The 13,475-nt window shown below is 64.5% G+C and carries 12 protein-coding genes; 2 read left to right on the plus strand and 10 right to left on the minus strand.

Features of this window, described 5'->3' with window-relative positions; translation table 11 throughout:
- Window position 1: 1 nt before the first annotated feature.
- Window positions 2-697 (minus strand): MBL fold metallo-hydrolase, encoded by a 696-nt coding sequence (locus tag J1M86_RS16630; RefSeq protein WP_206510696.1) that lies wholly within the window; start codon window positions 695-697, stop codon window positions 2-4.
- A 193-nt stretch (window positions 698-890) separates the two neighbouring features.
- Between J1M86_RS16630 and J1M86_RS16635 the strand changes: the two genes are divergently transcribed.
- The gene (locus J1M86_RS16635; protein WP_206510697.1) at window positions 891-1,760 is read left to right on the plus strand and encodes a peptidylprolyl isomerase; all 870 of its coding nucleotides are present in this window, start codon (window positions 891-893) and stop codon (window positions 1,758-1,760) included.
- On the plus strand, window positions 1,757-2,551 hold the full coding sequence (locus tag J1M86_RS16640) for a peptidylprolyl isomerase (RefSeq protein ID WP_206510698.1): 795 nt from the start codon (window positions 1,757-1,759) through the stop codon (window positions 2,549-2,551). Before J1M86_RS16635 ends, J1M86_RS16640 begins: the two co-directional genes overlap by 4 nt.
- Before the next feature lie 71 nt (window positions 2,552-2,622).
- On the opposite strand, the gene J1M86_RS16645 is transcribed toward J1M86_RS16640, so the two are convergent.
- The 9 genes from J1M86_RS16645 to ruvC all read right to left on the minus strand — a co-directional run bounded on the left by J1M86_RS16645 (window position 2,623) and on the right by ruvC (window position 13,370).
- Window positions 2,623-5,013 carry a bifunctional (p)ppGpp synthetase/guanosine-3',5'-bis(diphosphate) 3'-pyrophosphohydrolase gene (locus tag J1M86_RS16645; protein WP_206510699.1) on the minus strand — a complete coding sequence of 797 codons (2,391 nt, stop codon included), beginning with the start codon at window positions 5,011-5,013 and terminating at the stop codon, window positions 2,623-2,625.
- A 100-nt stretch (window positions 5,014-5,113) separates the two neighbouring features.
- Complete coding sequence (locus J1M86_RS16650) at window positions 5,114-5,668, minus strand: adenine phosphoribosyltransferase (protein WP_075838645.1); 555 nt, start codon at window positions 5,666-5,668, stop codon at window positions 5,114-5,116.
- On the minus strand, window positions 5,665-7,341 hold the full coding sequence (locus J1M86_RS16655; protein WP_206510700.1) for an ABC transporter substrate-binding protein: 1,677 nt from the start codon (window positions 7,339-7,341) through the stop codon (window positions 5,665-5,667). The genes J1M86_RS16650 and J1M86_RS16655 overlap by 4 nt, the downstream gene beginning before the upstream one ends.
- A complete protein-coding gene (gene secF, locus J1M86_RS16660; protein ID WP_206510701.1) occupies window positions 7,341-8,549 on the minus strand; it encodes a protein translocase subunit SecF in 1,209 nt (402 codons plus the stop codon). Before secF ends, J1M86_RS16655 begins: the two co-directional genes overlap by 1 nt.
- A 1-nt stretch (window position 8,550) precedes the next feature.
- Window positions 8,551-10,299 (minus strand): protein translocase subunit SecD, encoded by a 1,749-nt coding sequence (gene secD / locus J1M86_RS16665; protein ID WP_206510702.1) that lies wholly within the window; start codon window positions 10,297-10,299, stop codon window positions 8,551-8,553.
- Window positions 10,300-10,475: 176 nt separating this feature from the next.
- Window positions 10,476-10,883 carry a preprotein translocase subunit YajC gene (yajC, locus tag J1M86_RS16670; protein WP_075838642.1) on the minus strand — a complete coding sequence of 136 codons (408 nt, stop codon included), beginning with the start codon at window positions 10,881-10,883 and terminating at the stop codon, window positions 10,476-10,478.
- A gap of 128 nt (window positions 10,884-11,011) precedes the next feature.
- On the minus strand, window positions 11,012-12,139 hold the full coding sequence (ruvB, locus tag J1M86_RS16675; RefSeq protein ID WP_241260176.1) for a Holliday junction branch migration DNA helicase RuvB: 1,128 nt from the start codon (window positions 12,137-12,139) through the stop codon (window positions 11,012-11,014).
- Window positions 12,136-12,744, minus strand: a complete 609-nt coding sequence (gene ruvA, locus J1M86_RS16680; RefSeq protein ID WP_075838641.1) for a Holliday junction branch migration protein RuvA — start codon at window positions 12,742-12,744, stop codon at window positions 12,136-12,138. Before ruvA ends, ruvB begins: the two co-directional genes overlap by 4 nt.
- Window positions 12,741-13,370, minus strand: a complete 630-nt coding sequence (gene ruvC / locus J1M86_RS16685) for a crossover junction endodeoxyribonuclease RuvC (RefSeq protein WP_075838640.1) — start codon at window positions 13,368-13,370, stop codon at window positions 12,741-12,743. Before ruvC ends, ruvA begins: the two co-directional genes overlap by 4 nt.
- Window positions 13,371-13,475: the final 105 nt, after the last annotated feature.

The raw sequence follows: 13,475 nt of genomic DNA on the forward strand, positions 1-13,475 counted from the left end.
GTCACAGCTTTCCTTGTCCGGGTACCGACAGTCCAACGAGAAAGGGATTGGCGGTGCGTTCGGAACCGATCGAACTCTGGCCGCCGTGCCCGGGCAGGATCACCGTGTCATCGCTCATCGGCAGCAACGAATGTGCGATGGATTGCAGGAGCTGCTCGTGGTCGCCTCCGGGGAGATCCGTGCGACCGATCGAGCCGGCGAACAGCGTGTCACCGGTGAGTGCGACGCGGACAGTGTCACCGTTGGGTCCATCCATCTCGATGGTGAACACCACCGACCCCTGCGTGTGCCCGGGAGTGTGGAGGACTCCGAAGGGAATCCCTGCCAGTTCGAGGGGCACACCGTCGTCGAGACCGCGTACCTCGTCCGGCTCGGAGAACTCAGCGTCTCCCAGCAGTGCTGCCAGCGTCGGCCCGGTTCCTCGAAGCGGATCCGAGAGCATGTAGCGGTCTTCGGTGTGAATGTATGCCGGAATGTCGAAAGTCCGACACAACGGTTCGACCGACCACGTGTGATCGAGGTGGCCGTGTGTGAGCAGAATCGCAACGGGCGTGATGTTCGATTCGTCCAGAAAGCGCATGAGTGGTTCGGCTGCGTCCTGGCCGGGATCGACTACGACGCACTCACGGGCATCGTCGTGCGCGATGACGTAGCAGTTGGTCTGGAACATTCCCGCCGGGAATCCGGTGACGAGCACGGCAGCAGCTCCTGTTTTGGGGTGAGGGCAGGTCGGACCCAGCGTAGTTGCATGGTGTTCACCTGCACGTCGCCAGTGCCCGACCAGAATGTTCTCAGGATGTGATGGCACACTCACTCACGGTCGGTTCGGTCTCGGATGGTGCCGAATCGAGGACACTTCTCGATCGAGGACTAGCAGGAGGACACGTCAATTGCCCAGCAACGAGCAGCGGCGCGAAGCAGCCAAGAGAAAGCTCGAGCGACAGCTCGAACGTCGCGCCGAACGTGCGAAGAAGCGTAAGCAACTGACGATCGCCGGATCGATTGTCGGCGTCCTGGTCGTCGTAGGTGCAGTTGCCGTCGCGGTCGCGCTCACCCGGGGCAGCGACGATGCCGACACGACGGCTGCCGATGCCACCTCGAGCGCGACGAGCGGCGACACGCTCATCGCCGAAGGCCGCGCTGAGGCGCTCCCCGAGACCGTCGATTGTGCGTATCCCACTGCTCCGCAGCCCGCCGCGAAGGAGAACACTCCTCCGCGCGCAGAGGGTGTGCCCACGAGCGAGGAAACTCTGAGCTACAGCATGGAGACGACCCAGGGCAACATCGGTCTGACGCTGAACAACCCACAGTCTCCCTGCACTGTGAACAGCTTTGTCTCGTTGGCCAACCAGGGCTACTTCGACGGCACCACGTGCCATCGCCTCACCACCGGGGGCGCCCTGCAGGTTCTGCAGTGCGGTGATCCAGCAGGAACCGGCGCGGGTGGCCCGGGTTATCAGTTCGACGACGAGTTCCCAGCGGATCAGTTCGCCGACGGTGACTCCGCGGCAGATGACCCGATCACCTATCCGCGCGGCACGGTGGCCATGGCGAACGCCGGCGCGGGAACCAACGGCAGCCAGTTCTTCCTGGTCTACGGCGACTCGACACTCCCGCCCGCATACACCGTGTTCGGCAGCATCGACGAGACAGGACTGCAGACCCTGGACCAGATTGCAGCAGCAGGCGTCGAAGGTGGCGCCTCCGACGGTGCCCCCGCTGAGCCGGTCGAGATCACCAGCCTCGTGAGCGACCTGTGACGCGGCCTTCGGTGCTGTGGGCGGCTGTCGGCGCGGCGGCACTTGTACTCGTGGGCTGCTCCTCCGGCTCCACCGACTCGCCGGATGCGACGACCAGCAGCGCGCAATCCTCGACGTCCGCTCCCGCCAGCACCACGCAGATGCCGTTGGACATGACTCGATTCGGAGTGCTTCCCCCGGTTCCGGCGGCGTTGGCACAGACGACCACGTGCAGCTACCCGGAATCGTCGCCGGCTGTGAAGGAGAACGTGCCGCCGGCGACCACCGAGGTGCCTACCGAAGGAATCGTCGATGTCGCCGTCGCGACGAACCAGGGACCGATCGGGCTCACTCTCGACCGAACCGAAGCGCCGTGCACCGTGAACAGCTTCACGTCGTTGGCTTCGCAGGGATACTTCGATGACACCCCGTGTCATCGTTTGACCACGAGCGCCGGGCTGGAGGTTCTCCAGTGCGGAGATCCGTCCGGCACGGGTAGTCGCGGGCCGGGGTACGAGTACGCGAACGAGTACCCCACGACCGCGTTCGCGCCGGAGGATCCGGCGCTGTCCATGCCCGTGGTGTACCCGCGCGGCACCGTGGCCATGGCGAACGCCGGACCCGGTACCAATGGCAGCCAGTTCTTCCTGGTCTACGCCGATTCGGTGCTGCCGCCTCAGTACACCGTCTTCGGCACCATCTCCGAGGAGGGGTTGGCCACGCTCGACTCGATTGCCGAAGCCGGTGTGTCCGGCGGAGCGAGCGACGGCGCGCCGATCGATGACGTGATACTCGAGACCGTCACCGCATAAGGCACTTCGCGCATGTGAGTGGTTTTACATAGCCCGCTATGTAAAACCACTCACATGCGGCGGAGCCGCCCTCAGGCCGCCGAGGTCAGCCGATACACGTCGTAGACACCTTCGACGTTGCGTACGACATTGAGGACGTGCCCCAGGTGCTTCGGGTCGCCCATCTCGAAGGTGAACTTGCTGATGGCAACCCGGTCCCCCGACGTTGCGACCGAGGCCGAGAGAATGTTGACCTTCTCGTCCGCCAAAGCCTTGGTGACATCGGACAACAGCCGGTGCCGATCGAGTGCCTCGATCTGAATCGCCACCAGAAAGACCGAGGACGCAGACGGTGCCCACTCGACGTCGATGAACCGTTCGGACTGCTCGCCGAGTGACTTCGCGTTGGTGCAGTCGGTCCGGTGCACGCTGACCGAACCGCCTCGTGTGACGAACCCGAGAATGTCGTCGCCGGGTACCGGTGTACAGCACTTCGCCAACTTGGCCACGACACCTTCGGTTCCCGATACCAACACTCCGGCGTCGCCGACCTGACGTGGTCGCGTCGGGATGGTCGACGGAGTCGCCCGCTCTGCGAGTTCCTCCTCCACGTCTCCGACGCCGCCCAGGTGAGCGACCAATCTCTGCACCACGTGCTGGGCAGAGACATGGCTCTCCCCGACCGCTGTGTAGAGCGCTGAGACATCGACGTAGCGGAGCTCGTGGGCGATGGTCGACATCGACTCGGCGTTCATCAATCGCTGCAGAGGGAGTCCGCCGCGGCGGACTTCCTTGGCAATCGCATCCTTGCCGGCCTCGAGCGCCTCTTCACGGCGTTCCTTGGCGAACCACTGGCGGATCTTGGTCTTCGCGCGCGGTGACGCGACAAACCCCTGCCAGTCACGGCTGGGCCCCGCGGTGACTGCTTTCGAGGTGAAGACCTCGACTACCTCACCGTTGTCCAGCTTTCGCTCGAGGGCGACGAGGCGGCCGTTGACGCGGGCGCCGATACAGCGGTGGCCGACCTCGGTGTGAACGGCGTAGGCGAAGTCGACGGGACACGAACCCGCCGGCAACGTCACCACGTCGCCCTTGGGTGTGAAGACGAAGATCTCTTTGACCGCGAGGTCGTACCGTAGAGATTCGAGGAATTCGCCCGGATCCGCGGCTTCACGCTGCCAGTCCAGGAGCTGGCGCATCCACGCCATATCGTCGACCTCGGCGTTGTCGCTGCCGTGCTTTCCGCGCGTCTCCTTGTACCGCCAGTGCGCGGCGATGCCGAACTCCGCGGTGCGGTGCATGTCACGGGTGCGGATCTGGACTTCCAGGGGCTTGCCCTCAGGCCCGACGACCGTGGTGTGCAGTGATTGATAGACCCCGTAGCGAGGCTGTGCGATGTAGTCCTTGAACCGCCCCGCCATCGGCTGCCACAACGAGTGAACGACGCCTACAGCGGCATAGCAGTCGCGAATCTCGTCACACAGGATTCGCACCCCGACGAGATCGTGAATGTCGTCGAAGTCGCGTCCTTTGACGATCATCTTCTGGTAGATCGACCAGTAGTGCTTGGGGCGACCTTCGACCACTGCGCTGATCCGCGAGGCCGAGAGCGAAGAATTGATCTCGGCTCTGACTTTTTCGAGATAGGTATCGCGGGACGGGGCGCGGTCGGCAACCAAACGTACGATCTCGTCGTACTTCTTCGGGTGCAGAATCGCGAACGCCAGGTCCTCCAACTCCCACTTGACCGTAGCCATACCGAGTCGGTGCGCAAGCGGAGCGATGACCTCGAGGGTTTCCTTCGCCTTGCGTGCCTGCTTCTCCGGTGGCAGGAAGCGCATGGTGCGCATGTTGTGCAGGCGGTCGGCGACCTTGATCACCAGCACTCGAGGATCCCGGGCCATCGCGATGATCATCTTGCGGATGGTTTCGCCCTCGGCAGCCGTACCGAGAACGACCTTGTCCAATTTGGTGACGCCGTCGACCAGATGCGCCACCTCCTCCCCGAACTCGTCGGTGAGTTGGACCAGCGAATACCCGGTGTCCTCGACGGTGTCGTGTAGCAGGGCCGCGACGAGGGTGGTGGTGTCCATCCCGAGCTCGGCGAGAATATTGGCCACGGCGAGTGGGTGCGTGATGTACGGGTCGCCCGATTTACGCATCTGACTCGCGTGACGCTCGTCGGCAACATCGTAGGCACGCTGCAGCAACGCCAGGTCCGCCTTGGGAAACAGCTCACGGTGCAAGCTGACGAGCGGTTCGAGTACCGGCTTGACGGTGGCGTTCCGGCCGGCGGTGATCCTGCGCGCCAGCCGCGCGCGCACGCGTCTCGATGCCGACGTCGGCACCGTGGGCGTCGCGCCGCGGCCGAGTACCAACGGGGGCTCAGCAGGCGAGGCGGCCGACAAACCCCCTTCCGGCGAGGGCTCAGCTTGTTCGGGCAGGGGCTGGTCGGGCACACCTTCGTCGACGGAACGGGTCATTGCGATCGCCTCCTGCCGCGTTGACTGTCCTCGTGTTCGCCGTGAGTTCTCTGACCGCTCACATGCTGATCACGACCACAGCATGTTTCGATTTTAGTCTTCATACCTGCCGAAGGCAGGCGAGCGGGTACCCGGCACATCGACTTCTCCCGCCCAGAGCCGAAATCTCGAGGACTACAGCGGCCGCTACCACGTCTGCACCACGGGAGCGGAGCAGTTCGACGGTCGCCGCGATGGTGCCCCCGGTGGCGAGCACGTCGTCGACGACGAGGACCTTTCTCCCCGCTACGTCGATGTTCTCGGGGATCTCGAGCTCAGCCGAACCGTATTCGAGCTGATAGCTCTGCGATACGACAGGAGGCGGAAGCTTGCCTGCTTTGCGTACGGCCAGCACACCCGAATCGAGTGCGAGCGCGACTCCTGCCCCGAGAAGGAAGCCCCTGGCATCGATACCTGCGACGAGATCGGCGCCGTTGTGTGATGCAGCCAAGGCGTCGATGATGCTCGACAAACCCCGCGCGTCCGCGAACACCGGCGTCAGATCCGCGAAACGCACACCCTTTACCGGGAAGTCGTCCGCCCAGCGCACCAGTCGGTCGATGTTGACTGCGGCCTCGGCGGCCGGGTCCGGTCGGGTCGGACTGTCTGCGCTCACTGGTGAAGTATCCACCGATCCATGTTCCAGCCCACACCCGAGGTGGTCGCGTTGACCACCACGTTGCTCAGCCCGTCCGAAGCGGCAACCGTGCGGGGCTGATTGAACAGCGGCAGAGTCGGCATCTCGTTCCAGAGAATCCGCTCGCCCTCGGTGGCGATCGCCAGCGCGGTGCCGTCCACCTGTTCGACTGCCAGTTGGTCGACGATCTCGTCGACCCTGTTGTTCGTGTAGCCCCCGACATTGCTGCCGTTGTCGCTGTGCAGGCTGTACCGCGCAGCTTCGCTCGCCGTCGCCGTCGAACCGAGAACAGCATCGACCACACCGGCACGCAGCGCCGACGGCGCAAATGTCGTCGAACCGACATCTTCGACGGTGATTCCGGCGGGAGCGCACGCTGCTGCGAGGTCTGCCACGATGCGAGCACGTCTCGGATCCGGCGCAAGGTAGCCGATGCGGACCGCTACCGTTTCGCCTTCGAGAGCGTCCGTCGATGCCGCCGTGTCCGGCTGCCGATAGCCGCCGTCGGCCACCGCGGCAACGGGCCCGTACAGCAAGCTATTCGGCTGCATCAGTCGCGAGTCGATCACGCCGGAGCCGATCCCGGTAGCGCGCTCGAACCCTGGATGACCCACATCGTCGAACAATTGCTCGCGCGGGGTGCACAGCGCCAGGGCACGCCGTGCCGATGCCGAGCCGAGTGCGCCAGTAGTAGCGAAAGTCAGTTGTTCGACGCCGTGCGACGGGAAGTCGGTACGGCCGAAGCCCTCGGCCGGCAGGTCGCCGCCGGCACCGGAGTCGACCACCTGCATGTCGCCTGCATCGACTTTGGCCTGCAGTTCGGTTCCCTTCGGCCACACGACGACTCGTTCGGTCTCGGGTGCGATGCCCCACCACTTCTCGTTGGCCACCAGCACCAGACCACCGTCCTGCGTGTACGAATCGACCCGGTACGGCCCGTTCGACGGCAGCAGCGCCGTGTCGATCGCACCGGGTGTCAGAGTCCAACCGGTGTTCCAGAACTGCGCGATGGCCCGGACGGAGTCGATATCTCCCGAGAGGATCGGGTCGACCACATTCGGTATGCCGGCTGCTTGTGCGACGACGTGCGACGGCAACAGTTCGGTGGCGCCGAACAGGCTGCGCCACTCCTGGTAGGACCGACCGGGCTCGTACACGACGGTCGCGGTCTTGCTGCCCGGCGCGCAGTCGACCCGTTCGATATCGGCGTAACCAGCACTCGATGCCGCGTCGAACAGTGGAACGTCGTCCTCCTCGACGAACCGGCCGCTGTTGGCAGCCCAGGTGAGCACGAGATCGTCGCACGTCATCGGCACACCGTCGGAATACACGGCCTGTGGGGCGATCGTGTACGCCACTGTCAGAACGTCGGCCGGAACTGTCGATACTCCGCCGATATCGTTGTCCGCCAACGATTTACCCTCGGGTCCCAGATAGCTGAATCCGGTCTGGACCCGCGGGAACGCTTGCCGCGCTCCAGAGGCCGCGCCGTCGACGGTGTTCGCGTTGTAGGTACCGACGGTGTTGTCGATGGCGTACCCGATCGACGGCACCTTGTCCTCTGCCGAGGTACAACCGGCGAGGGCACCGGCGGCAACGGCGGCCGCCACTGCTGCTGCCCCGGTTCGGGTGAGTCCGGACGACACGTTCATCACCGCCTGTTCTTGCCGCGCTTCCCCGTCGGTCTCGCACCCACCCTGGGCGTCACGGGCGCGGGCTCGGCAGGGACGGTGTCGACGCGAACTCCGGCGCCGACCAACTTGCCGGACCTGGCACGTTCGGCCGCTTCAGCGCGCTTACCGTGCACCTTCTTCGTGTGCGCGGCCACCGGGCCCCACTTCTCCTTGATGGAGACGAGCAGAGGCGTCGCGAAGAAGATCGAGGAGTACGCACCGACGATGATGCCGACCAACTGCACGAGTGCCAGATCTTTGAGGGTCCCGACGCCGAGCATCCACACCGCGATCACCATCAGGGCAAGGACAGGCAGGATACCGATGACGGTGGTGTTGATCGAGCGCATCAGAGTCTGATTCACTGCCAAGTTCGCCTGCTCCGCATACGTCCTCCTGTTGAGGTGCAGCACGCCCCGGGTGTTCTCCTCGACCTTGTCGAACACCACAACGGAATCGTAGAGCGAGAACCCGAGAATGGTGAGCAAACCGATCACCGTCGCCGGCGTCACCTCGAACCCGACCAGGGAATAGATGCCCGCGGTGACGAGGAGATCGAAGAACAGGGCCGCCAGAGCAGCAAGGGCCATATCGCGCTCGTAGCGAATAGCGATGTAGATGCTGACTATCACGAGAAAGACGACCAGCGCGATGAGAGCTTTCTGGGTGATCTGTCCGCCCCAGGTCTCACTGACATCGGAGAAGCTGATGGCATTGGGTGTCGCCGTTCCGGTGTTGTCCACCGGTTGTAGCTCGACGAACAGTGCGGTCCGAACCTCGTCGGTCTGGCCTGCGTCGAGGGCCTCGGATCGAACCTGGACGGTGGCACCGGCACCGGAACCGACGGTTTGTACCTGTTCCGGACCGAAGCCGAGAGTGTCGGTGAAGACCGTTTCGACCTGCTCGGTGGTAATACCGTCGCTCGCGGGAACTTGAATCTGAGTTCCGCCCTCGAAGTCGATCCCTAGGGTGAATCCACGGAAGACCATGCTCAGCAAGCAGATCAGTACGATCGCGCCCGTCAACAGGTAGTAGAACTTGCGTCGGCCGACCACATCGAACGCCCCGGTTCCGGTGTACAGCCGGCTCAAGAAGCTTCTGTTGGGTTGGGCATTCTGGTCGACGCCTGAGTCGAGCAGCGTGGCGTTGGGTGCCGCACCAGCGGAGTCTTGTGGAGTGTCGGTCATCTCAGGCCCCCTTGATCGGCGCGGGTGCTGCGGCCTTGCCGGCTGCGGCGCGCTTTCGTTCGTACGCAATCTGCGCGACGGCGCCCAGACCGTTGACCTCGGGCTTGGACCAGAACTTCGACTTCGATGCAAGGTGCACCAACGGCCAGGTCACCAGGAATACGACGACGACGTCGAGGATGGTGGTCAGCCCTAGCGTGAATGCGAACCCTTGAACCTGCCCCACCGCCAGCGTGTAGAGCACCGCTGCAGCGATGAAGCTGACTGCGTTTCCGGACAGAATCGTCTTCCGCGCACGCGTCCATCCTCGTGGGACGGCAGATCTGAAGCTCCGACCCTCCCTCATCTCGTCCTTGATGCGCTCGAAGAACACGACGAACGAGTCGGCAGTCATACCGATACCGATGATCAGACCGGCGATGCCGGCGAGATCGAGTGTGAAGTTGATCCAGCGACCGAGCAACACGAGTAGGCCGTAGACCATCGCTCCCGCCAGAACGAGCGACAGCGCGGTCAGGAAACCGAGTGCACGGTAGTAGGCGAGGCAGTAGAGGAGCACCAGCAACAACCCGACGGCACCGGCCAGCAGACCGGCCTCCAGCGAGGCCAGCCCGAGCGTCGCCGAGACCGTCTGGGCCTCGGACGCGGCGAACGAGAGCGGCAGGGATCCGTACTTGAGCGTGTTGGCGAGCTCGGTGGCTCCCTGTGCGGTGAACTGCCCGGTGATGGAGGTCGCACTGCCTGCCGGTGTCGCCCCCTGGATCTGCGGCGCGCTGACGACCTTCGAGTCGAGAGTGAACGCGGCCTGACTACCGATGTTGGCGCCGGTGAATTGCGCCCACGTGGTGCTGCCCTCGGAATCGAAGCTCAGGCTCACCTCGTGACGAGCCTGCTGAGTGTTGAATCCCGAACTTGCATCCGTGATCTGCTGACCGTCGATGATGCTCGGAGCGAGGAGGTACACGGCCGCTCCGTCGGTCGAGCATGCAACCAGCGGTAGGTCCGGGTCGTCGTTGCCCTGCAGTGGGTCCGGCTCGTTGCAGTCGATCGTCGCGAGCGCAGCTTGCTGCACCTGCGGATCCTCGCTCTGACGCAGTTCCTTCGCTTCGGCGATCCGGTCGGCCGTGATCTGGGCATCGGTGCGAACCGTCTCCTCGTCACCGGCGGTACCCGGCGTCGGAGCCGGTGTAGCGGACGGTTCCGAAGGAGCTTGGTCGACGGCGCTGGGGTCCTGGGCGGGGAACGGCCGACTCTGCGGCACTGCATCGCCCGCGGGCGCGTCCGTGGCCGGGGCCTCCGCGGGAGGCTCCTGCTCGGTTCCGGCTTCGCTTTCTCCGGTCGCAGGATCGATCGCGGGCGCACCGGCTGCGGGCTGGGTTGCCTGAATGACCGGGCGGATGAACAGACGCGCGGTCTGCCCGAGGGTGCGTGCCTGCGCGCCGTCGTTACCCGGCACGGTGATCACGAGGTTGTCGCCGTCGACGATCACCTCGGATCCGGCCACACCGAGTCCGTCGACGCGCGTGGAGATGATCTCCTGTGCCTGCTGCAGGCTCTCCTGGTTCGGCGCACTGCCGTCCGGCGTGCGCGCCGTCAGGGTGACCCGGGTGCCGCCTTCCAAGTCGATTCCGAGCTTGGGTGTCGGCGACCGATCTCCGGTGAAGAAGACCAGCAAGTAGACGACGGCCATCATCACCCCGAAGACGGCGAGATAGCGGGATGGATGCACCGATCCGCTTGAAGGTGCCACGGTGTGTGTTTCTCCTCTGGACAGTTCTAGAAAGAACGAGCGACGTTTCTCCCGGACCTGTTCGCACGTCGAGAAGCGGCTTTGTCGGCCGATATCAGGACGAAACGGACGCCGAGGCCCCGGCATGCGAAACCGCTGCCGGATCCGGTCCGACAGCGGCTGCGATCATCGCTGAGTCACTCCTTGTCGAGACGGCGCGCGCTCTGCTCGACGGTTTCGTCGGCGGGTACCGACGGCTGGTTCTTCTCGAGTGAGGTGTTCTTCTCCAGCGACGGTGTTGCACCCTCGATTCCGGAGAGATCGTCGGGCGCCGCGAATTCGTCCTCCGACTCCGGAGGCAGAACCTCACGCACGACTGCGCGCGACCAGGTGGTGATCACGCCGTCGGCGATCTCGAGGTCGACACTGTCTTCCTCGACGAGTACGACGCGGGCATACAGCCCGGCGGTGGTGACCACCTCGTCACCGACCTTCAGCGAGTCCTGAAGCGCCTGCGTGGCGGCGAGCACCTTTTTCTGCTTCCGAACATTGAGGAACATAGGTACGAGCAAAGCTACGATCAGCAGCGGAAATAGCAGTTCCATCTTTTACGTCAGTCCTCGTCAAGAGTCGGTTGTCGATCGGTTCGGCGGTCAATCTTGCGCCACGTGTGCGACCCAGTGTGCCATTACCTCGGCGGTCGCTTGTCCCGCTCCCGTGGATTATCAGCGAATTATTCGAATAACTGCTGCTGAGCCTCGTTGGTTCGGACGGAAATGCCACCGATGGCGAGGTCCGGTGGCGGTACCAGGCCCAGGTGCCGCCACGCGGCCGCGGTGGCAACTCGCCCCCGCGGGGTACGGGCAACCATCCCGGCTCGGACGAGGAAGGGCTCACACACTTCCTCGACGGTCGCTGGTTCCTCGCCGACGGCAACGGCCAGGGTCGAGACTCCGACCGGTCCCCCACCGAAGCTGCGAACCAACGCGCTCAGCACCGCCCGGTCGAGGCGGTCGAGTCCGAGTTGATCGACGTCGTAAACCACGAGCGCCTCTTGCGCGGTCTTCTTGGTGACGGTGCCGTCACCGCGTACCTCGGCATAGTCACGGACGCGACGAAGCAGCCGGTTGGCGATGCGTGGCGTGCCACGCGATCGTCCCGCGATTTCGGCGCAACCGGCTTGATCGATGGGGACCCCAAGGATTCCTGCGGAGCGAAGCAGGATCTTCTCCAGTTCCGCGGGCTCGTAGAAGTCCATGTGTGCGACGAATCCGAATCGGTCCCGCAACGGGCCTGTCAACGCACCCGACCGGGTGGTGGCACCGACGAGGGTGAAGGGCGCCACTTCGAGGGGGATGGACGTCGCGCCCGGACCCTTTCCGACGACCACGTCGACGCGGAAGTCCTCCATCGCGAGGTAGAGCATCTCCTCCGCGGGTCGCGCGATGCGGTGAATCTCGTCGATGAACAGCACGTCGCCCTCGACGAGGTTGCTGAGCATCGCCGCGAGATCCCCGGCTCGTTCGAGTGCCGGCCCCGACGTCAACCGAAGCGAAGTGTTGAGTTCCTGCGCGATGATCATTGCCATCGATGTCTTGCCGAGCCCGGGTGGGCCGGACATCAGGATGTGGTCCGGTGTGCTGCCGCGCAGCTTGGCGCCGGTCAGCACGAGCTGCAACTGTTCGCGTACACGGGGTTGCCCGATGAACTCGGCCAGCGACTTCGGCCGAAGGCTGGTCTCGACATCGGCATCATCGGCGGTGACCCCGGCCGTGACATGTGAACGCGCCGTGACGTACGAATCCGCCGTGACGTGTGCATCCTCGTGGTCGGGTTCGATCCCGTTGGAGTCGGCGCTCATCTGGACTTGCCCAGATAAGCCAGAGCGGACCGAAGCGCCGCCGACGTCGACGCATCCGGCTGGGCGGCGAGTACGGAGTCCGTGGCATCCTCGGCCTGTTTCGATGCGAAGCCGAGACCGGTCAGTGCTTCGACTATCTGGTCGCGGATCGTGTTGCCGGTACCCGATCCGGACGGAATCGCCGCTCCGGAGGCGCCGCCCACGATGGCGTCGACCTTGTCTCGGAGTTCCACCACCATCCGCTCGGCGCCCCGCTTGCCGATGCCCGGGACCCGCGTCAATGCGGTGATGTTGCCATCTGCCAACGCAGTTCGAAGCGAAACCGGGTCCAGGACAGCGAGAGTGGCCATCGCGATACGAGGTCCGACACCCGAGACGGTCAGCAACAGCGAGAACAGGTCTCTCGACTCGCTGTCCTCGAAGCCGTAGAGCGTCATGGAGTCCTCGCGGACGATCATGGTCGTCAACAGACGCGACTCCGCGCCGCGGCTGAGCGTGCCGAGCGTCGAGGGAGTGGCATTGACGCGGTAGCCCACACCGGACGCTTCCAGCACCGCGTGATCGAGTGCGATTTCCAGCACTTCACCGCGTATCGACGCAATCAACGGGTGCCTGCCTCTCTCGCGACCCGCGCGAGCTTCTTCGCCGTGACCGAGCGCGTCTCGGCTGCCCGCGCTTTTCGCTGCTCCGCCAAGCGGGTCTCGTACTTGCGCTTCTGCTCCGCGGCCATCGCTTCTGCCTGTGCCATCCGGGCGATCATCGGCGCCCGCCAGCAGTGACAGATACCCAACGCGAGAGCATCCGCGGCGTCTGCGGGTGTCGGAGCCGTTTGCAACCCGAGAATGCGCATCACCATTGCCGTGACCTGGGCCTTGTCCGCGCTTCCGTTTCCGGTCACAGCGGCTTTGACTTCACTCGGCGTGTGGAAGCACACGTTCACACCGCGCCGGGCGGCCGCCAGTGCAATGACCCCGCCGGCTTGAGCAGTACCCATCGCGGTGCGCACGTTGTGCTGTGCGAACACCCTTTCGATCGCAACAACACTCGGCTTGTGAGTGTCGAGCCAGTACTCGGCAGCTTCGGATATGAGCAACAGTCGCTGAGCCAAGTCCATGTCGGCCGGAGTGCGCACCACATCGACGTCGAGCGCGACGACGCTGCGACCGGCTCCACCTTCGATGAGGCTCAGACCGCAACGGGTCAGCCCGGGGTCGACGCCCATCACTCGCACACTGCCACCTCTACGACCCCGAGCACGACCACGTCGACACCTTTCACCCTACGAACTGTTGTTCGATAGCGTAGCGGAGGACGGGGGAACTACCGGTGTGCGACA

It is taken from the genome of Rhodococcus sp. KRD197 (assembly GCF_017168235.1).
GTDB lineage: Bacteria > Actinomycetota > Actinomycetes > Mycobacteriales > Mycobacteriaceae > Rhodococcoides.